Annotated in this window: 16 protein-coding genes; 1 reads left to right on the forward strand and 15 read right to left on the reverse strand. The window is 67.9% G+C overall.

The window, feature by feature from the left end:
• Positions 1-18: 18 nt before the first annotated feature.
• The 8 genes from N5C88_RS23435 to N5C88_RS23470 all read right to left on the reverse strand — a co-directional run bounded on the left by N5C88_RS23435 (position 19) and on the right by N5C88_RS23470 (position 11,371).
• Complete coding sequence (locus N5C88_RS23435) at positions 19-441, reverse strand: hypothetical protein (protein WP_280016332.1); 423 nt, start codon at positions 439-441, stop codon at positions 19-21.
• Between the two features lie 33 nt (positions 442-474).
• Positions 475-2,349, reverse strand: a complete 1,875-nt coding sequence (locus N5C88_RS23440; RefSeq protein WP_280016333.1) for a hypothetical protein — start codon at positions 2,347-2,349, stop codon at positions 475-477.
• Positions 2,346-4,049, reverse strand: coding sequence for a glycosyl transferase family protein (locus N5C88_RS23445; RefSeq protein ID WP_059374572.1), 1,704 nt, complete (start codon positions 4,047-4,049; stop codon positions 2,346-2,348). Before N5C88_RS23445 ends, N5C88_RS23440 begins: the two co-directional genes overlap by 4 nt.
• 12 nt (positions 4,050-4,061) lie before the next feature.
• On the reverse strand, positions 4,062-6,275 hold the full coding sequence (locus N5C88_RS23450; protein ID WP_280016334.1) for a cellulose biosynthesis cyclic di-GMP-binding regulatory protein BcsB: 2,214 nt from the start codon (positions 6,273-6,275) through the stop codon (positions 4,062-4,064).
• 31 nt (positions 6,276-6,306) lie between these two features.
• Positions 6,307-7,461, reverse strand: a complete 1,155-nt coding sequence (gene wecB / locus N5C88_RS23455; protein ID WP_280016335.1) for a UDP-N-acetylglucosamine 2-epimerase (non-hydrolyzing) — start codon at positions 7,459-7,461, stop codon at positions 6,307-6,309.
• Between the two features lie 146 nt (positions 7,462-7,607).
• Positions 7,608-8,312 carry an SDR family NAD(P)-dependent oxidoreductase gene (locus N5C88_RS23460; RefSeq protein WP_280016336.1) on the reverse strand — a complete coding sequence of 235 codons (705 nt, stop codon included), beginning with the start codon at positions 8,310-8,312 and terminating at the stop codon, positions 7,608-7,610.
• 30 nt (positions 8,313-8,342) lie between these two features.
• Positions 8,343-9,668 carry an MFS transporter gene (locus tag N5C88_RS23465; RefSeq protein ID WP_059374563.1) on the reverse strand — a complete coding sequence of 442 codons (1,326 nt, stop codon included), beginning with the start codon at positions 9,666-9,668 and terminating at the stop codon, positions 8,343-8,345.
• An 89-nt stretch (positions 9,669-9,757) separates the two neighbouring features.
• Positions 9,758-11,371, reverse strand: coding sequence for an FAD-dependent monooxygenase (locus N5C88_RS23470; protein ID WP_280016337.1), 1,614 nt, complete (start codon positions 11,369-11,371; stop codon positions 9,758-9,760).
• 118 nt (positions 11,372-11,489) lie between these two features.
• Here N5C88_RS23470 and N5C88_RS23475 point away from each other — a divergent pair, with 118 nt between their 5' ends.
• Positions 11,490-12,386: a LysR substrate-binding domain-containing protein gene (locus N5C88_RS23475; protein WP_118933423.1), complete on the forward strand. Its 897-nt coding sequence runs from the start codon at positions 11,490-11,492 to the stop codon at positions 12,384-12,386.
• Positions 12,387-12,428: 42 nt separating this feature from the next.
• Here the strand turns inward: N5C88_RS23475 and N5C88_RS23480 are convergent, their stop codons facing one another.
• From N5C88_RS23480 to fabG, 7 genes are all read right to left on the reverse strand, one after another.
• The gene (locus N5C88_RS23480) at positions 12,429-13,256 is read right to left on the reverse strand and encodes an enoyl-CoA hydratase/isomerase family protein (protein WP_059374559.1); all 828 of its coding nucleotides are present in this window, start codon (positions 13,254-13,256) and stop codon (positions 12,429-12,431) included.
• Positions 13,257-13,318: 62 nt separating this feature from the next.
• Complete coding sequence (locus N5C88_RS23485) at positions 13,319-14,449, reverse strand: CaiB/BaiF CoA-transferase family protein (protein WP_280016338.1); 1,131 nt, start codon at positions 14,447-14,449, stop codon at positions 13,319-13,321.
• Between the two features lie 31 nt (positions 14,450-14,480).
• A complete protein-coding gene (locus tag N5C88_RS23490) occupies positions 14,481-15,218 on the reverse strand; it encodes an IclR family transcriptional regulator C-terminal domain-containing protein (protein WP_059374555.1) in 738 nt (245 codons plus the stop codon).
• A 49-nt stretch (positions 15,219-15,267) separates the two neighbouring features.
• Positions 15,268-16,422 (reverse strand): acyl-CoA dehydrogenase family protein, encoded by a 1,155-nt coding sequence (locus N5C88_RS23495; RefSeq protein WP_059374553.1) that lies wholly within the window; start codon positions 16,420-16,422, stop codon positions 15,268-15,270.
• Positions 16,423-16,467: 45 nt separating this feature from the next.
• On the reverse strand, positions 16,468-18,597 hold the full coding sequence (locus tag N5C88_RS23500; protein ID WP_280016339.1) for an acetate--CoA ligase family protein: 2,130 nt from the start codon (positions 18,595-18,597) through the stop codon (positions 16,468-16,470).
• Complete coding sequence (locus tag N5C88_RS23505) at positions 18,594-19,082, reverse strand: MaoC/PaaZ C-terminal domain-containing protein (protein ID WP_280016340.1); 489 nt, start codon at positions 19,080-19,082, stop codon at positions 18,594-18,596. The genes N5C88_RS23500 and N5C88_RS23505 overlap by 4 nt, the downstream gene beginning before the upstream one ends.
• A gap of 31 nt (positions 19,083-19,113) precedes the next feature.
• Positions 19,114-19,866, reverse strand: a complete 753-nt coding sequence (gene fabG / locus N5C88_RS23510) for a 3-oxoacyl-ACP reductase FabG (RefSeq protein ID WP_280016341.1) — start codon at positions 19,864-19,866, stop codon at positions 19,114-19,116.
• Positions 19,867-20,068: the final 202 nt, after the last annotated feature.

Genomic DNA, 20,068 nt, shown 5'->3' on the forward strand with positions numbered 1-20,068 from the left:
ATCGTGTGTATCAGCGGCTCAGTACGACAGCGTCATGTTCATGAACCAGCCCTTGGCGCGGTCGCTCTCGCCGCCGCCCAGGCTGGTGCGGTACTGGACGCCGAAGTCCAGATAGGAGCGCGGCGCGTTGTAGTGGTCTTCGCGGAACCAATAGCGCACGTTGAAGCCGGGTCCCACGCCCAGCGACCAGGAGGTGCCATGGTCGGACAGGACCACCGACTGGTTGCCGTAGCCGGGCAGGTCGTTCAGCTTGGCCACGCTTTTTTGCCACAGCCAGTCCGCGCCGACCACCGCATACGGAAACAGCACCAGCTTGTCGCTGATGCTGGTGGCGCGGAAGCTGCGGCCCACGCGCAGCTCGCCGGACAGGAAGGCCTGGTCGCGCTTGAGGCGGCCCGAGGAACTGCCCAGGTCCTGCTGGCGCTGGCCCTTGGAGTCCACCGAGTAGGCGGTGTAGTTGGCGCTATTGTCGTCTCAGAGATAGCCGCCCTGCGCATAGCCTTCGATGGTGAGCCAGCTCGGCACGTCCACGCGCAGCTCGCGGCCATGGTAGTAGCCGTAGGTGAGGTAGGTCATCCATCCGCCCGCGTTGCCGTTGAGCTTGTAGCGCGCGACCGCGCTCTGGTCCTGCAGGTTGGGGTAGGCGCTGTGGAAGGCCTGCTGCGCCGCGCATTGCACCGCGCTGGATTCCGGATAGGCGTAGCCCTGGCGGGTGGCCGACCCCAGGAAGAAACGCCGTTCTATGCCGAAGGTCACGCCGGTGTCGGCCAGCAGGTAGCGCAGGCCCAGCGCGCCGATGGTGCTGGGGATGCCCGCGGCCGAGCTGCTGTTGCGCAGGCGTTCGTCGGCCGAGCGGTTGTCCGGCGTGCTTTCTCCGGTGCAGGGATCCACGTTCCTGCGCGACTCGTAGGTGCTGCCGCCGTCGTACAGCGTGTTTGAGCTGCGCGCATAGGCTTCGAGCATGCCCCAGCGATTGTTCAGCTGCGGCGGACGCCAGAAGATTTCCGCAGTGCTGAATACCACGTCGCCTGGCGTGTTGATGGCGGCGCCGCCCATGCTGGAGTTGGCGGGGCGCGCACCGCGGTAAGACGCGGAGAACGAGCCGCCCCATTCGCGCGACAGGGCGGCGACGCCGCTGCGCGTGTTGTAGCGCTCAAGCGGCGTAAGGCCCAGCTGGCCGGCATCGTCCATGTCGATGGCTTGCTTGAGCGAGTCGGTGGCGGCGCGGTTGTCGCCCATTGCGGACTGCGCATAGGCCTGGTCCAGGATCAGGCGCGGCGGCGCCTGGCCGGTGGCGCGCGCGGCCGCGAAGTCGGACGCGGCGCCCGCGGGCTGGCCCAGGCGCTGGCGCGCGTAGCCGCGCTGCGCCAACAATTGGGCCGAGTCCGGCTGGCGGGCGATGGCGTCGCTCAGCCGGGTTTCCGCCTCGGCGGCTTGCGCCTTGTTGCCGGCGGCCAGCGCGGTCGTCAGCAGCTGGGCATAGCTTTCGTTGTCCGGCGCTTGCGCCACGGCCTGGCGCGCCAGGGCGATGGCTTCCTGGTAGGCGCCCTTGTCGTAGGCGGCATAGGCGCCCGTGGCGGCCGCGCTGCCCGGAGCCGGCGCGGCGGGCGCCTGGTTCGCGGCGATCTGCTTCTGAAAGGCCTGTTGCCTGGCCTGTAGCGCCACCTTGTTGGGCGCGCCCAGCGCCAGCGCCGTGTCCACGGCCTGGCTGGCGGCTTCATAGCGCTGTTGCGCGCCCAGCGATTCCACCCACAGCAAGGCCCATTCGCCTTGCCTGGGCACGGCGCGGAAGGCGCGTTCGGCGCCTGCCGCCGCCGCTGCGTAGTCCTGGCGGCCATAGTCCGCATAGGCGCGCGCCGCCACGGGATAGGCGCGCTGGTAAGGGGTTTGCGGCGCGGGTTTGCGGGCAGGGGCGGGGGGTTGTACAGGCGCCTGCCCGGAAGCTTGCGCAGGCGTTTGCGCCGCAGGCTGCGCGGGCGTGGCGGCTACCGCGGGCGGGCGTTGCAGGTTGGCCTTGGCCTGGCGCAGTTCGGGCGTGCCCAGGCCGTCGGCGATCGCCGCATCGGCCGCGCGCGCGGCCTCTTGGCGCTTGCCCTGCTTTTCCAGGGCGTACACCAGCAGCAGCCGCAGGCGGGCCACGTCGGGCCGCAGGCGGATGGCGTTCTCCGCCATGATCTGGGCGGTTTCGTAATGGCCGGCGTCGTACTGCTTGTAGGCCTGGTCGGCGAGTTGGTAGGCGTCGCCTTCCAGCGGACGTTCGGCTGCGGCGGCGGGTTGCGCGGCCGCTTGAGGGACTGCGGCCACGCACAGCAGGGCGCTGAAAGCCAGCGTACGGGAAATGACGGTCATGGAGGTGTGGGCCTGTGCGATAGCGGGTCCGCGGGGTGTTCGGTCTGCGTCGGGGCGCCTTGCTGGAACGACAGCGCTTCGTGCAGCGTCTTTTCGTCGAGCCAGCCCCGTTCCATCAGGATTTCGCCCAGCGGCCGCTTCTCGCGCGCCTGGATCTCCAGCGCCTGCTCCAGCATCTGGTGATCGATGGCCTGCCAGGACAGCAGCAGGTCGCCCAGGCGCTGGCGTTGCTGCGCCAACTGGTCGGTGGAGGGGAAGTCATGCATGGTCTTGTCCCAGGCCAGCCGCTTGCCCGTGATCAGATGGCCGATGAACAGGCGCCAAGCCCGCGCCGCCGCCATGGCGTTGATGAAGTTGCCGACGATCATGCGCGGCATGGACAGCAGCGCATGCTCCCAGCCGTACATGCGGCCGACGAAGTACGCGCGTTGCACCACGCGCAGCAGCAGGGCCCCCGCGTTCAGCCACATCAGCGTCACCAGCCAGCCGCCCGGACGGAAATAGGAGGGGTAGTAGACCTTCCACCAGCCAAAGCGGTCGGCCAGATAGAAGAGAAAGAAGTTGGCCAGCAACAGATAGGCCAGTATCGCGATGAAGGATGTGAACAGTCCCTTGCGGTCGCGGAACAGCAGGTACTTGGTGGCCAGCGACCCGGTCCATCCCACCTGTTGCCAGCCTTGCAGGCCGATGCCCAGCGTCCAGCGGGCCTTCTGCCGGTAAGCGGTGCGGAAGGTGTTGGGGAAGTACTCGCGCACGCCCAGCGGCATCTTGATGGCGGAGATCTTCTCCCGCCCCAGGCCGAACCAGGAACGGCGGCGCGTCACGTACTCGACCTCGAATTTGCCGAAGATCTGGCGCATGCCGCGCTGGGCCAGGCGCGCGCCGATGTCGTAATCCTCGGTCAGCGTGTCGGTATTGAAAGGCTGGTTGTTGGTCTCTGCCGCCAGCACCTCCAGCGCGTGGCGCGAGAAGCAGGTGCCGACGCCGGCGGACGGCACCATCTTGGACAGGCTTTCGCGCACCACCAAGTCCTTGGTGTGCCATTCGGCGAACTCGTCCATGTAGGTGCCGGCGACCAGTTCGTGCCACTCCCGCTCCAGCGACGTGACCGGCAACTGGATGAAATCGATGCGCGGCAGCAGGTAGTTGTAGTACTTGAGCTCCAGCGGGTGCAGCACGTCTTCGCTGTCGTGCAGGATCACGCCGGCGAAGGGTTCGGGCTGCTGGGCGTTCTGCGCGAAGATGGCCTGCACGATCCAGTTCAGGCAGTCGGCCTTGCAGGTCGGTCCGTCGTGCGGCACTTCCACCCGTATCAGTTGGCGGTAGCGCCGCCGCATGCGTTCCACTTCCTTGATGGTGCGCTCGTCGTTCTGGTAGGTGCCCGCGAAGATCATGTAGTTCTTGTATTCCAGCGTCGACACCATGTTCTCCAGCATGGGCGCGATCACGTCATATTCCAGCCAGGCCGGCACCATGATCGCCAGCGGCTGTTCCCGCTTGGCGCGCAACTGTTCCGCGCTCAGCGGCGCATACTGGCGCTTGACCGTCAGCCCGCGGCGCAGTTCGCGCAGCCAGAACCAGCCGTCGATGAACAGGTCGTCCAGGCTGGACAGCAGGATGATGACGCCGACCACCGCCGTCACGATCTCCAGGCCGCGGTAGTAGTCGGCGATGAGGTAGGGCCAGTAAAGCGAGGACATGGCGCCTCCGGGTTACTTGCTGTCCTTGTTCTTCCTGCGGGTGACGCGCAATGCGGCGATCAGGATCAGGAGCAGGACCAGCAGGCCCACGCTCATCGCCGGGACGCTCCACGACAGGTAGTTGCGCCATTCGAAGAAGGCGCTTGCGCCCGCCCCCGGCGGCTGGCCCGCCGCGGGATTGGCGCTGTCGATCCAGGCCAGCGGTCCCGCCGCGCCGATGATGGCGATGTTGCCGCGGTTCAGCACGAAGGGCGCCTGCGGCATCACCGGATTTTGGCCCAGCGTGTGCCACAGCAGGCCGTCCTGGCCGCCCGCGCGCACCACTTCGGCCGTGCTCAGGTTGTCCAGGCCGGAAATGTCGAGCCAGGGCGCGTTCTTGCCGTCCACCGTCAGCTGCTTGCGGTCCGTGACCTTGACCATGGGTTTGGCGCCATCCACCGCGACTTCCATCGCCACGAAGGGGCCGCCGGGCTTGGCCGCCTGGCCCGCAGGCGTGAGCGACAGCGCCGCGCGCGTGGCGGACAGGCCGCTGGCCGTGGCGATGCCGATGACGCGCTGCAGGCTGGCCGGCGCGTCGGCCAGATAGCCGTCGGGGATCAGCAGTTGGGGACTGCCCGCCAACAGCGGCAGCAGTCCCACGAAGGTGCCGTCCGGCTGCGCGCGGCCCGGCTTCACGTAGCTGGTGGGCAGCACGTTGACGGGATAGCCTTGCGGGATTTCGTTGCAATCGACCGATACCGGCTGGCGCTGGAACGTGACGCGCACCGCGTTGGTGAGGCCCAGGGCGTAGCCGGGCACGCGTGCCGTCAGGCGTTCGGGATGGCCGTCGGCGTCCATCTGCTTGGCGGCCAGCAGGATGCCGTTCCAGAACACCGAGGCGACCGGGCGGGTGGCGGAGGCGCCCGGCGCGGCGGCCAGGTCCATGACCAGTTCGTCCGGCATGCTTCCGTCCGCCGACACCGCGGCCAGCGCGAACGTGGCGTTCCAGTCGCCGCGCGCGACCACGTCGAAGCTGGCGGACGATCCGCCCAGCGCGGTCAGGCGCATGCCGTCTTCGCCCGAGGCTTGCGGCGGTTCGGCCGTCTTGACCTGAGCCTGGCGCGTGACCAGGATGCGGCGCCAAGCCGTGTCGAAGGCGCCCGCGCCCTGCGCGCCGGCATCGGCGGCCACGGCGATGACCGCCTGCCGGCCCAGCGGCGCGAGGCGGATCTCCTTGGAGGGCAGGTCCTGGCCGGCCAGGGGCATGCGCCGCTGGCGCCAGGCCTTGAAGGCCTCTGCGGCGTCGGCGTCCTGCGCCAATTGCGCCTGCAAGGCGTCCAGCGCCTCGTTGTAGCGGGCGCGCAGCGCGGCGTCGGCGATCACCACGTCGCCGCTCACGGCGGGGGCGCCCATGACCAGCAGCGCGCCGATCTCCGCGGCGTTGCCCAGCTTGTGCTTGTCACTGGCCGCCAGGGCTGCGAAAGCCGGCACCTGCCCCAGTCCGTTTGGAGCCTGCAGGCCGCGGGTGTCGATCTCGTCGCCGACTGCCGGGAAGGCGCGAACCGCAACCCGCTTGCCGCTGCGCTCCATCGCCACGCCCATGCGCCATGCGCTGTCGAAGGCCTGCTGGTCGAGCTTGGCGCCCGCCACCATCAGCACGGGCTTGCCGGGCAGGGTGCTCCAGGCTTCGTCCAGGCTGCCGATGGCCGATGCGTCGTAGCGGTAGCTCAGGCGCGTGCGCGGCGACACCATCAAGGCGTTGGCGGTGGCGCGGTTGCTTTCGCACTGGCGCTGCGCGATCTCCGATTGCCAGTCCACCGCCAGCCGCACGAAGCCGGTGTCGCGCACGCGTTGCTCCACGCTCAGCTTGCGCGTGGCCGAGCCCTCGCCGTCGGCGATGCGCTGCGCCGTCTGCGGCACGCCGTCCACCCACAGCACCATGCTGGCGCGGCCCGGTTCGCCCTTGATGTAGCGCGCGTCGAAGTCCAGCGTGGCGTCGGCTATCGGCACGCCGCGCGGCACCGGCAGGTAGAACTCCTGGCGCGCGTCGCTGTTGCTCAGCACCACCGGTTCGCGGATGCCCAGGTCTTCCAGGCTGGTGTCGCGCGTGACCCAGTCGTCGCCCAGCAAGCGCCGCAAGGCGTCGCCCGCGGGACTGGCCATCGCTCCCAAGGGGAGCAGCAACCCGGCGGCGATCAGGGCGCGGCAGAGGGTGCGGGCGGCGGGGGAGTGCGGGGCATGGGGCATGAGGGCTCCGGTGGTGAGGGGCGTGGGGCGGCTAACGGGCCGCGGCCGGTGCTTGAGGCGCAAACTCGGATACGGCGCGGCCGCAAAGCGCGTCGACGATGCGTAGGCTGGCGAGGCCGTCGCCATAGGGATTGATGCGGCGTGAGAACGAGGCGTGCAGTTCCGGGTTGTCGAGCAGGCGGTTCACTTCGGCCAGGATGCGCTGCGTATCGGTGCCGACCAGCGTCACCGTGCCGGCCTGCACGGCTTCCGGGCGTTCGGTGACGTCGCGCATCACCAGCACCGGCTTGCCCAGGTAGGGCGCTTCTTCCTGCACTCCGCCCGAGTCGGTCAGGATCAGGTAGGCGCGCTGCATGAACCAGACGAAGTCCAGGTAATCCAGCGGGGCGATCAGATGTACGCGCGACAGGCCGTCCAGCTGCGCCATCACCACGTTGCGCACCTGCGGATTCAGGTGCACGGGGTAGACGATCTGCAGGTCCTCGCGCCGCGCCAGTTCGGCCAGGGCGGCGCAGATGTTCCGGAAGCCCTCGCCGAAGCTCTCGCGCCGGTGCCCGGTGACCAGCAGCAGGCGGCGCTGCGGATCCAGCCAGCCGTAGCGCGCCGCCAATTGCTGCGCGAGCGCGCCTTCGGGCGCGAGCTTGGCGCAGGTCAGGGCTAGCGCGTCGATGACGGTATTTCCCGTGACCGTGATGCGTCCCGAGAGGTTCTCGCGCAGCAGGTTGGCGCGCGATTGCGCAGTGGGCGCGAACAGCCAGTCGCCCACCGCGTCGACCACGCGGCGGTTCATTTCCTCGGGGAAGGGCTTGGCCAGATCGCCGGTGCGCAGGCCGGCTTCGACGTGGCCGATGCGGGCGCGGCGGTGGAAGGAGGCCAGCGCGCAGGCCGATGCGGTGCTGGTGTCGCCGTGGACCAGCACGCAATCGGGCTGCTCCGCCTCCAGCACGCTGTCCACCCGGCTGATCAGCCGCGCAAACAGGCCGTTGAGCGTCTGGTTAGGCACCATGATGTCCAGGTCGTGCTGCGCCCGCAGGTCGAACAGGGCCATCACCTGATCCAGCATCTCGCGATGCTGGCCCGTCACGCAGACGACGCTCTGGATCCGGGGTTCGCTTTGTAGCGCGGACACCAGGGGGGCCATCTTGATCGCTTCGGGACGGGTCCCGAATATGGAAAGGACTTTCATCGCAAGAGCGGGCCCCCTACGCCGGTGGCATTTTCTTGCGTAGATTATGTATTGAAAGTAATCGTAATATGTGACGGTTTATTTCATGGAAAGGGGGTTGCTGGAAAATTTGGGGACAATCTGTTGCTTTCGCGCGATACCCCGCACTATTTACCCAGTGTCATGCCGCCGTCGATCGTGACGATCGAGCCGGTCATGAACAGGAACGGCGGCCTGGTCAACGCGATGATCGACGCCGCGATTTCCTGGGTGGTTGCCAGGCGGTTCAGCGGATGCATGGCCGCAAGCCGCGCCTCGTCCAGTTCGCCCGCGTCGATGGAATGCTGGATCAAGGGCGTCTTGACGTAGCCGGGCGCCACCGCGATGACGCGGATGCCGTTTTCGGCCCATTCATTGGCCAGCGACCGCGTCAGCGTCGCGACGCCGGCCTTCGACACGGCGTAGTGGGCGCGGCCCTTCATCATGACCATGCCGGCCACCGATGCGATGTTGACGATGACGCCGCCGCGGGCGCGCAGCGCCGGGTACAGGGCATGCGCGCAATAAAAGGTGCCGTTGAGGTTCACCGCCAGGACCTGGGCCCATTCCGCCGGGTCCTTTTCCGCAACCGGGGCACGGCTGCCGGCGATGCCGGCGGCGTTGATCAGCAGGTCTACGCCGTCCAGCCGTGCCGCCGCGCGGGCCACGCTGGCGTAGTCCGAAACATCGACGGCGACGGCGTCATCCGCGGCGGTCCGGTCCCACACCACGACCTGCCAGCCTTCGGCGCGCAACTGCCGCGCGCATTCCTGGCCGATCCCGCTTGCGCCGCCGGTGATGACGGCGATCCTTGCTTGAGTATTCGTGCTCATGTCTGACTCGCTATGTAGGTTGTGTGGATTTCAGGTGCCGGAGGCCGCGGCTTGCGCGGCTGGCGCCGCGCGCCGGTTGCGCACGCACAGGATTGCCAGGCCCGCGCTCGCCAGCGTCGCCAGGGCGAACACCTGGGCCGCGAGTTCCCATTCGCCGCCGCTGGCCTGCATGACCGCGCCGGTCAAGGTCGGGCCGAAGAAGCCCCCCAGCGAGCCAATGGTCGTCACCAGCGCCAGGGGGCCGGCGTTTGCGCCGATGTAGTTCTGCACCGCGGCATTGAGCGGACCGTAGTACGCGATGGTGTAGCCGGTGATGATGGATACCACGGCGAGGAACGCCGCCAGGGACACCGTCGCCGCGCCGTGCAGCATCAGGAAGCCGCCCGCGCCCGCCAGGCAGACGATCGCCAGGTGCCAGCGGATGTCGCCGGTGCGTTCGCTGCTGCGCCCGACCACGTAGCTGAACACCAGCGCCACGACGTTGGGGATCATCAGCAGCGCGCCGATTTCCAGCGGCGTGATGCCATACAGCTGCTTGAGGATGGTGGGAAGAAAGTACGCCAGGGCAAAGGTCGCGGCATACGCGGCCAGCAAGATCAGCAGCAAGCCCCACAGCATGGGCTGGCGGAAGACGGCGAATCCGTGCGTCCAGGAAGCGGAGGGGGAGGCGGCGCGGGCGGGAGCCTCGTGTTCCATGACGGCGCGCAAACCCTGGCGCTGGTCGTCGCTGAGCCAATGGGCCTCCCGTGGCGTGCCGGGCAGGTAGCGTAGGATCAGCAGGCCCAGCAGCATGGTGGGCAGGCCTTCGATGAGGAACAGCCAGCGCCAGCCCGGCATGCCGACGTCGATCTTCAACAGCGCGCCCGCCAGCGGCCCGCCGAAGATCATGGCCAGCGGTAGCGCCATGATGAAGATCGAATTGATGCGGCTGCGGTAGCGCGGCGGAATCCAGGACGCGATGTAGAAATTGACGGCGGGGATGAAACCGCCCTCCGTCACGCCCAGCAGGAAGCGCAGCGCGTAGAACGATTTTTCGCCGTGCAGCGCGGCCATCAGGCAGGAGACCAGGCCCCAGGCCAGGAACATGCAGGCCAGCCAGCGCCTGACGCCAAAGCGTTGCAGCGCCAAGTTGGCGGGCACGCACACGCTGGCGTAGCCGATGAAGAACAGTCCCGCGCCGAACCCGTAGGCCGCCAGGGAGATGCCCAGGTCCGCGCCCATCTGCAGCTGCGCATAGCTGATGTTGGTGCGGTCCAGGAAGTTGAGCAGATATCCTGCGAACAGCAAGGGCAGGACGCGGTTGCGAAAGCCGGCGACAGCCTGTTCGGCATGCGCCAGATCTTCATTGCGGATCATGGTTGGTCTCCTGTGTCGTCCGCCTTGGTGGCGGATCTCGCTAGACTGGGATTGCGGTGGCGCGGGGCAGCGCGCCGCCGGTCGTGGTTTCAGGTGCGCCCCGTCACCTGGGCGTACAGGTCGGTATCCGGCCAGGCGGCGCCGCGCCAGGCGACGTGCTGATCGGGTCTGATCAAGGTGAGGGGGGCGGGGTAGAGGTTGGCGACGCCGCCTTCGTCCGGGCGGATCAGCGTCAAGGGCACGCCCGCGGCCCGCGCCGCGGATACGGCGGCATCGACGTCGCGGGCGGCCGCCGTGGGCAAGGCCAGCAGCGTAAAGCCCGAACCGAAATGGTCGTACAGCGAGCTGCCGTCGTGCAGCCAGGCATGCGGGGCCAGGGCGCCCGGGCGGGACGACGGCGTGTAGTTGATGAAGTCCCGGGCCGGCTCGGGGCTGCCGTCAGGCACGATGACGGGAGAGTCCCCATATTGGTAGCCCAGCACCACGCCTAGGGTGGCGAACTCGCGCATCTTGGCCGCGCAGATGCGCGCGCCGGCTTCCTGGCGGGCCTGTTCGCCCGCGGCGCCGGCGTCTTCAAGATGGTCGGCCAGCAAATGATTGCCGAGAATCGAATGGTTGTGTTCGGCTTCGTCCAGTACCCATTGGTGCACGGGCCGGCGTTCCCGTTCATAGCTGTCGATGAGGGCGGGGCCGCCCCAGCCTTGCAGCGCCGCGGCCAGCTTCCAGCCCAGGTCCACGCTGTCGGCCACCCCCATGTTCATGCCATAGCCGCCGAAGGGCGGATGCAGATGGCAGGCGTCGCCCACCAGGAAGACGCGCCCCTGGCGGTAGCGGTTGCCCAGCAGCTTGCTGGCGGTCCATTCGTCGCTGCTGAGCACCTCGTAAGGCAGGTCGATGCCGGTGGCGCGGGCGATCATGGCGCGCGCGTCGATGTCGTTGGCGCGCCGCTGCGGGTCCACATGAGTGGGCATGAAGAACCAGGTGTCGCCGCTGTCCATCGGGCCGATCAGGCTGGGCGCATCGCCGTTGATCTGCCAGTACATGATGGCGGGTCCGTGCCGATGAGCCTGGGCCAGTCCGGGGGCGCGGAACACGATGTTGTAGTTGCGGGACAGCCCGTAGCTGCCTTCCATGCGCGTGCCGATCAGGTCCCGCACCAGGCTGCGGGCGCCGTCGGCTCCCACCAGGTAATCCACTTCCAGTTCGATGTCGCGGCCTTGCGCCAGATCGCGCAAGCGGGCGCGCACGCCGCCGGCATCCTGCGTCAGGTCCAGCAGTTCGGAGCGGAACCGTATCTCCACGCCGGGCAGGGAGGCCGCATGCGAACGCAAGACCTCTTCCACGGTGTATTGGGGAATCCATTGCGCGTGTTCCGAGTACAGCGGATTGCGGCCGGGGGCGCAATACATGGCGTTCTCGTGCCGCGCGAGCTCGAAGCCGGCCAGGCGGGTGCAGAACACGACGTTGGAGGGGTAGTAGGCGCCCAGCGGCGATGCCGCGCGCAGGCGGTCGGCGATGCCCCAGCGGCGTAGGTGTTCGCGTGTGCGCACATTGGTCGTCTTGGCGCGCGGCGCGTATCCCACGCGGTCATTGCGCTCGATGAGCAGGCACGGAATCTTCCTGTGCCCCAGTTCGATCGCCAGACTCAGTCCGGCCGGTCCGGCGCCCACGATCAGCACGCGGGGCGAGGCTCGCTTCTCCACCTTCGGTCTCCTCGGTTGCCTGCTTTCCTTGCAGGCTTTGGACGCATCCTAGGCCTATGCCGCCGATGCTGAAAGATGGCAGAATTGGCTTATCGATATCAAATCTGAATCACTTGGCATGAAGCTCAACACCCTGCGGGATTTCCTGGCCGTGGCCGAACGCGGCGGCGTCAGGGCCGCGGCCCGGCATCTGGACACGCCGCAGCCGGCCATCTCGCGCAGCATCCGCGAACTTGAGAAAGAGCTGGGGTGCGTGCTATTCGAACGGCATGCCAAGGGCGTGCGCCTGACCCCCATGGGCGCCGTGTTCCTAAGGCGGGCCAACGCCATACGCCATGAGCTGCAGCGCGCGCGCGACGAGATCGGCCAGTTGAACGGGGAATCCCGCGGACGGGTCACGCTGTGCATGTCTACGGCGCCGCATCTGGGACTGTTCGCCGAAGTATTGCGCGAGTTCCGGGCGCGCTACCCGGACACCCATCTGGAAATCATCGACGGGGTCTACCCGCTGGTGGAAGCGTCCCTGCTGGACGGCACCGTGGACTTCTATATCGGGCCAGTGCCCACGCGCACGCCTGGCGAACTACAGGTGGAAAAGCTCTTCGACAACACGCGCGTGATCATCGGCCGCAAGGGCCATCCGCTGGCGCGCGCCCGCTCCCTGCGTGACCTGGCCGGGGCGCAATGGATTACCACCTCCATCACGCACAAGGCCGAAGAAGAGCTGGGTCCGCTATTCGAGAAGCATGGCCTGCCGCCGCCGCACCTGGCCCTGAAGGCCCAGTCCGCGCTGACCTTCATCACCGCCCTGACCAATTCCGACCTGCTGATGATGCTGCCGGTGCAATGGTTGCGGTATCCGCTGCTGCAAGGCGTGTTCCAGGAAATCCGCGTCAAGGAACCGCTGCCGGCGCCGCCGGTATGCATCGTGCAGCGCGCCGGCCTGCCGCTGACGCCGGCGGCCGAGTACTACTGCACGCTGGCGCGGCGGGCAAGTGCGCGCCCCCCGGGCTAGAAGCAGAGCGGCGGGCGCCGCGCTCGAAGAAAACGATATGCCTTATCTGGCGTCGGCCGCAGGCCACTGGAAGCGTTGCGCCACCTTGTCGAGAAATCGGCCCGCCGCCTCGCGGTGATAGTCGGTGGAACGGGCCACCCCCTGGCCGGCGGCTTCCAGGTCCAGCATCGCGTTCAGGTCGCTGTTGAGCGAGGCATTGAAGCCGCGCTTGGTGATCGCCAGCGCCGCCATGGGCAGTTCGGCCATGGACAGCGCGATCTGCCGCGCACGTTCGTGGATGGCCTCCTGCGGTTGGATCTCGAACACGATGCCCATGTCGCGGGCCTCCTGCGCTCCGAACTCGCGGGTGGAGAAGGCCAGTTCCTTGGCTCGCTGCAATCCCACCATGCGCGGCAGGGTATACATGGTGGCGCAATCGGGGATGGCCCCCAGCCGCAGGAAGGACAGGCAGAAGCGCGCCCGCGGCGAGGCCAGGATCAGGTCGGCGGTCAGGGCCAGGCCCAGTCCGGCGCCATAGGCCGGGCCGTCGACCGCGGCGATCACCGGCCGGTCCAGCGTGATCAGGCCTTCTATCGTCAGCAGCAGGCTGGCCATGCGCTCGCGCGCTTCCTCGGCGGAGCCGCCGGAGCCCATGGTGGAAATGTCGCCGCCCGAGCAGAAGGCGCCGCCGGCGCCGGCCAGGATCACGACGCGCACGCCGCGGTCGCGCCTGATTTCGCCCACCAGATGGGCCAGCTCTTCGCGCATGACCATGTCCAGCGCGTTGCGCTGGGCGGGGCGGTTCAGCGTGATGGTGGCGACTCCGCCTTCCACGGCATAGAGCAGGGTCTTGAACTCGCTAGAGATGACTTGCATCGGATCGGTCTCCATGTCTGCCTTCCATGATGGCCGGGCCGCGCCACGCGGACCGGGCCGCAAGCTGCCGCGGGCGCTCAGGCGATGGCGCCGCGTTCGCGCAGGGCCTGGATCTCGGCTTGCGCCAGGCCCAGTTCCGCCAGCAATTCTTCCGTGTGCGCGCCGGGTGTGGGCACTGCGCGGGCCTGCCCGGGCGTGCGCGAAAGCCGCGGCGCGGGGGCGGGATGCACGATGCCGCCGGTTTCGATGAAACTGCCGCGCGCCTGATGATGCGGGTGTCGCGGCGCTTCCTCGAAGTCCAGCACCGGCGCGAAGCAGGCATCCGTGCCTTCGAGCAGCGCGCACCATTGTTCGCGGGTCCGGCCCGCGATGATGCCGGCCAGCTTGGCGCGCAGCTGCGGCCATTGCGCGCGTTCCCATTGCTGCTGGAAGTCCGGGTCGTCGATGCCGCAGCGCTCCAGCAGCAGGCGGTAGAACTGCGGTTCGATCGCGCCGATGGAGACGTACTTGCCATCCGCGCAGGCATAGCAGCCGTAGAAATGGGCGCCGCCGTCCAGCATGTTGGATTGGCGCTGGTTGACCCAGCCGCCGTCCCGCAGCTTGCCGTGGTAGGCGCTGGCCAGCAGGGACGCGCCGTCGCAGATGGCTGCGTCCACCACCTGGCCCCGGCCCGTGCGGCCGGCCTCGAGCAGGCCGCAAAGCACGCCGAAGGCCAGCATCATCGCGCCGCCGCCCATGTCGCCGACCAGATGCAGCGGCGGCGTCGGCGGCAGTTCGGCATGTCCCATGGCGTGCAGCGCGCCGGTGATGGCGATGTAGTTCAGGTCATGGCCGGCCGCCTGCGCCAGCGGGCCGTCCTGGCCCCAGCCCGTCATGCGTCCGTACACCAGCCGCGGATTGCGCGCCAGGCATTCGTCCGGCCCCAGGCCCAGCCTTTCCATCACGCCCGGCCGGAAGCCTTCCAGCAGGGCATCGGCCTGGTCCAGCAGCCGCAGCACGATGTCGGTCGCGCCGGGCTTCTTGAGATCCAGCGCGATCGTGCGCCGGCCCCGGTCGATGATGGTGCCGCCGCCGCCCAGGAAACCGGGCGCAAGCCGGTCGATGCGGATCACGTCCGCGCCCATGTCCGCCAACATCATGGCGCAGAAGGGGCCAGGTCCGATACCGGCCATCTCCACCACCGTAAATCCGCTCAGGGGACCAGCCATGCCTATCGTCACTCCATGATGTGTCGGGTTCTCAGGATTCGAAAAATTCAGCGCGCGCGTCCAGGATGATCTGGACGTACTTCTCCATGTTGGCGTCCATGCGGTGGGTCGGGCCGACGATGGACAGGGCCGTCAGCTGGCCTCCCACGCGCCCCGCGATGCCAACCGCCGACACGCCTTCATTGCCTTCGTCGCGGCTGTTGAAATAGTGCTTGGCCTGCTGTGATTCGATCTGCGCGCGCAAGGTGGCGGGGTCGGTGATGCTGCTGGCCGTGACGTGCTCATACGGCAGCGAGTCGATCAGCGCATTGCGTTCCGCCGCGTCCATCTCGCCCAGCAGCGCCTTGCCCAGCGCCGCGACCTGCAGGTCGAAGGTGGTGCCGGGCTGCACCACGTAGCGCAAGGCGCGCGGGCTTTCCTGGCTGGCGTAGATCTTCACCTTGTTGCCGTCCAGCAGGCCGCACATCGAGGATTCGCCGGACTGGCGCGTCAGGATCTCCAGCGCTTCGGACGCGAAGGCCTGCAGCGGGTCGGCCGCCGAAATGCCCTGGGCCACGTCGAGCAGCCGGCCGGTCGGGTGGAAGTAGCGCGACTTGGGCGTGCGCAGCAGGTAGCCTGCCTGGCGCAGCGTGTAGAGCAGGTCCGAGCAACTGCTGTCGGCCAGGTCGAGAAAGCGCGCCATTTCCGAATTCGTCAGGGGACGGCGTTCCCGCGCATAGACTTCGAAGACTTGCAGCACGCGCTGTGCGGTAGGGAGGATTTGCGGCATAGGATGTCGGAGTGGATAGGGGAGCCGGCCTGGGCGTTTGCGTAGTTGGTCATTTCAACGCGGAAATGCCCAGTACGCTCTGCGCCATGAGTAGGGCCTGGATCTGGTTGGTGCCTTCGGCAATGCTCAGGTGACGGGCGTCGCGGTAATGACGCTCGACGGGGAACAGCGTGGTGTAGCCCGCGCCGCCATGCACCTGCATGGACAGTTCCGCCACGCGCAGCACGGCGTCGGTGGCATGGCGCTTGGCCATCGAACATAGCATCTGGCTGTCGGCGGCGTTGCGGTCCAGCGCGTCGGCGGCGCGCCAGCACAGCAGGCGCGAGGTTTCGACCAGCGTCATCATGTCGGCGATCATATGCTGCACCAGCTGGAAGCCGCCTATGGGCCGGCCGAACTGGACCCGGTCGCCGGCGTATTTTACCGCCGCCTCATAGGCGGCCTCGGCGATGCCCAGCGCGGAAAACGCCACCACGCAGCGGCCGATGTTGAGGTATTTCTTGGCCAGCGCGAAACCCTTGCCCTCCGTGCCGATCAGGTTGGCGGCGGGGATTTCCACGTCTTCGAACAGCAGCTCGCCCAGCGGGCAGCTCAGCATGCCCATCTTGTCGATGGGGCTGGACGAGAAGCCCGGCATGGCGCGCTCGAACAGCAGGCAGGACACGCCTCGTTCGCCGCCATCCCGCTGGGTCTGCACGAATACCACGCCCAGCTCGCAGACCGTGCCCAGGCTGATGTATAGCTTGCGGCCGTTGACCCGCCAGCCGGTCTCGGTCTGCACCGCGCGCGTTTCGACATGGGCGGCGTCCGAACCGATATTGGGTTCGCTGAGCGCGAAGCTGGCGATCGCGTCGCCCGACAGGACGCGCGGCAGGTACTTTTCCTTGAGATAGGGCGAGCCGCCGTCGCTCAGCACCGAGGCCGCGAGATTGCTGGTGCTGACGATGCTGCGCAGCGACGGCCAGACGCGCGCCAGCTCGGCTATCAGCACGCCGTAGGTCGTCATCGGCAGGCCGTAGCCGCCGTCCTTTTCCTGCAGCATGCCGCCCAGGAGGCCGAAGTCGCGCATGGCGCGGACCATGTCCTGCGGCACCACGCGGGCTTCGGCCTCGTAGCGGTTGACGATGGGCGCGACTTCGGCCGCCAGGTAGCGGCGCAGCGAATCGCGCAATTCGATCTGGGTGGAGTCCAGTGAGAAGTCCATGCGAGTCCTAGGCGGATATGGTCGAGGAGGGCGTTGCGGCGGCGGTCATGATGGGCGTTGCTCCAGGCCGGCGTCCGCGCCGGGGCGCAGGCCGATCAGCGCGTCCAGCGGCATCGCGCCCTGTCCTTCGGCGCCGACCCAGACCGGGTTGAGCTCCAGTTCCTGCAAGGCGTCGCGGCGGCTCCAGGCAAAGTCCGATACCCTCAGGATCAGGTCCTCCAGCGCGGCAAGGTCGGCGGGCGCCTGGCCGCGCACGCCGTCCAGCACGTCGGCATGGCGGATCTCGCGCAGCAAGGCGCGAGCATCGTCGCGCGACAGCGGCACCATGCGGTGCGCCACGTCGCGGATGGTCTCGACGAAGATGCCGCCCAGGCCGAAGGTCAGCACCAGGCCGAAGGCCGCATCGCTGTGCACGCCGACCAGCACCTCGCGGCCGCCCGGCGGCAGCATGCGTTCCACCAGGATGCCGTCGATGACGGCATCGGGATGATGGCGCGCGACGGATTCGCGGATGGCGGCATAAGCTTCGCGCGCCGCGCCGGCGCTGGCAATGCCCAGCTTGACGCCGCCCGCTTCGGTCTTGTGCGCGATCTGGGCGCTGACCACCTTCATCACCACGGGAAAGCCCAGGCGCTCGGCTTCGCGGGCCGCCTGGTCGGCGCTGGCGGCCACCACCCCTTCAGGTATCGGCAGGCCGGCCGCGCGCAGCATCGCCTTGGCCGCGGCTTCGCTGAGCATGCAGGCCTGGCTGGTAGCGGCGTCCACGTGCGCGGGGGGCGCAACCGCCCTGCGGTCGGGCCGTTTCCAAGGGATGGCCTTGGACAGCGCCGCGATCGCATCCGACAGCGACAGGAACGGCAGCAAACCGGCGGTTTCCAGCAGCTGGAAGCCGCCGCCCAGGCGCCGGCTCATCCAGACCGGCACGATCAGGGTTTCGGTTTCGGCCGCCACCGTGGCGATGGCCTGCGCCATGCCGTCGGTGATGGAACCGTAATCCATGGGGATGGGGAACAGCACCGTGCCCACCGCCGGGTCGGCGCATATGGCGCGCAGGCAGGCCGCCGAGGCCTCGGGGTTGCGCAGGATGTCGGCGGTGGTGTCGACGGGGTTGTCGATGCTGGCGAAGTCCGGCAGCAGCTTGCGCAAGGCGGCCTTGGTCTCGGGCGCGAAGGACGCCATCGGCAGGCCGGCGGCGCCGGCGATATCGGCGGCCAGCGCGGCGGTCCCGCCCGAAAACGTATAGATGCACAGGCCATTGCCGCTCTTGGGCGTGATGCGCGTGAGCAGGCGCGAGACCGCCAGCAACTGGTCCAGGTCGTCCACTTCGATAGCGCCGAATTGGCGGAACACCGCGCTGTTGACGGCGGCCGTGCCGGCTACCGACGCCGTATGCGACTGCGCGGCGCGCACGCCGGCTTCGGAGCGGCCGACCTTCAGCACCACCACCGGCTTGTTGCGGGCGCGCGCCAGCTCCAGCGCGGCGGTCAAGCGCCTGCCATCCTTCACGCCTTCCATCAGCAAGGCGATCACGCTGGTTTTCGGATCGTTCGCCATGTGGGCAATGAAGTCAGGAATCTCCAGGTCGACCTCGTTGCCGGCGGAAAACCACAGGCCCACGCCCTGGCCGTAGGACAGGCCTTGCAGCAGGTTGCGGCCGAGTCCGCCGCCCTGGGTTGCCAGGCCGATGGAGCCGGTATTCAGATCGTCCTTGAAGGCGGGCGAAAAGGTCATGCCCAGCCGGTCGCGGACATTGACGAAGCCCGGACAGTTCGGCCCGTAGACATGCAGGCCGGTGGCTTCGCACAGCTCGGCGATCTCGCGTTCGAGCCGCTGGCCTTCCTCGCCCGCCTCGGAAAAGCCGGAGGTCATGACCACCGCGAAAGGAATCCCGCGCGCCGCGCATTGCCGCAAGGCATCCAGCACCAGCGAGGCGTTGATCATGATCAGGGCCACGTCGATCTCGGCCTGTGGCAAGGCGCTGATGGAAGGCCAGCAAGGCCGACCGCCTATCTCCTGGTAAGCGGGATTGACTGCGTATATCTCGCCTGGCACCGAGGAATGCAGCGCCAGGTTGTCGTAAAGGCGGCGTCCCTGGCTGGATTCACGGGCGGACGCGCCGACCACGGCGATGTTGCGCGGATTGACGAAGCGGCTGAGGTCTGCGAACGGCTTCATGCCTGACCCTCCATGGAACGCAGCACCATCGCGAAGTCGGCCTGGGCCGCTACCTCGCCGCGCTGATTGATGGCTTCGCGCCGGAACACCACCTTGTCCTTGCCGGGCCGGTACTGCTTCGTCCTTTCCGTCACCGTTACCCGCACCACGATGGTGTCGCCGATGAAGGTGGGTTTGGGAAAGCGGCAGTTGATGTCGATCAGCGCCAGCACGTAGGGCTCCAGCTGGCGGTAGCCGCTGGACTGGGTGGTCAGCCCGGACAGCACGGACAGCACCAGCAGGCCGTGGGCGATGCGCTGGCCGAAGGGCGTGGCGCTGGCGTATTCGTGGTCGACGTGCAGGCGGTTGAAATCGCCCGACAGGCAGGCGAAGTTGACGATGTCGCTTTCGGTAATGGTGCGGCCGGCGGATTCGAAATGGTGGCCGACCTCCAGCGGCGGCTGGATGGGTAGCGGGGGCTGGCTGGCTGGGCTTGCGCTTTGCATGGCTGATCGGATTCCGGATGGGAGGGGCGTTTTACGACGCGTAGCGGCCGCCGGTCACGTGCAGCAGTTCGCCCGTGATGAAGGAGGACCGCTCGGAAGCCAGGAAGGCCACCGCGTTGGCGATGTCCTCGACCGCGCCCAGGCGCGGCACCGGCTGGCGCGCCAGCGCATTGGTGCGCAGGGTTTCGTAGGTGGACAGGCCGCGCACCAGTGGCGTTTCGATCAGCCCCGGGGCGATGGCGTTGGCGGTGATGTTGAACTTGCCCTGTTCCAGCGCCAGCGCGCGGGTGAAGCCGATCAGGCCGGCCTTGGCGGCCGAGTAGTTGGTCTGGCCGGGATTGCCCCAGTGCGCGCGCGAGGCGATGTTGATGACGCGGCCCCACTTCCTTTCCATCATCGAGGGCAGGGCGGCCTTGGTGCAGTAGTAGGCGCCCTTCAGGATGGTGTCGACCACCGAATCCCAGTCCTCCACCGGCATCTTGAGCAGGTACTTGTCGCGCGTGAAGCCGGCGTTGTTGACCAGGATGTCGATGCCGCCGAACTTGTGCGCGGCCAGCTCGGCCATGGTCTGGACCTGTTCCGCATCGCAGACGTCGAGCACGGCGCCGATAGCCTCGTGACCGGCCTGCTTCAGGCTGCCGACCGCATGCTCCACCGATTCGGGGTTGATGTCGGTAATGACGATGCGGGCGCCTTCCTGCGCCAGGGCCAATGCCGACGCATAGCCGATGCCGCGGCCGGAACCCGTGATGACAGCGACTTTACCGGTGAGTTGCAGGTCCATCTCCATTCCCCTTCTGTAGCTGATGGCGCCCGGCGCCCTGGACCCGAAATCCAACATCCCGGGATAGGCGCCTGGCAGGTTTGAATTTATTCCGAGGTTCCGAACAAATATACACATCACCGGAATTCTTGACAATTAATATCGGCACGTCGTTATACTGTTCGGCATGTCGGAAATAAGTAGGCCCGGCATTCCCATATCT

Source organism: Achromobacter sp. GD03932, assembly GCF_029839485.1.
Lineage (GTDB): Bacteria > Pseudomonadota > Gammaproteobacteria > Burkholderiales > Burkholderiaceae_B > Achromobacter > Achromobacter bronchisepticus_A.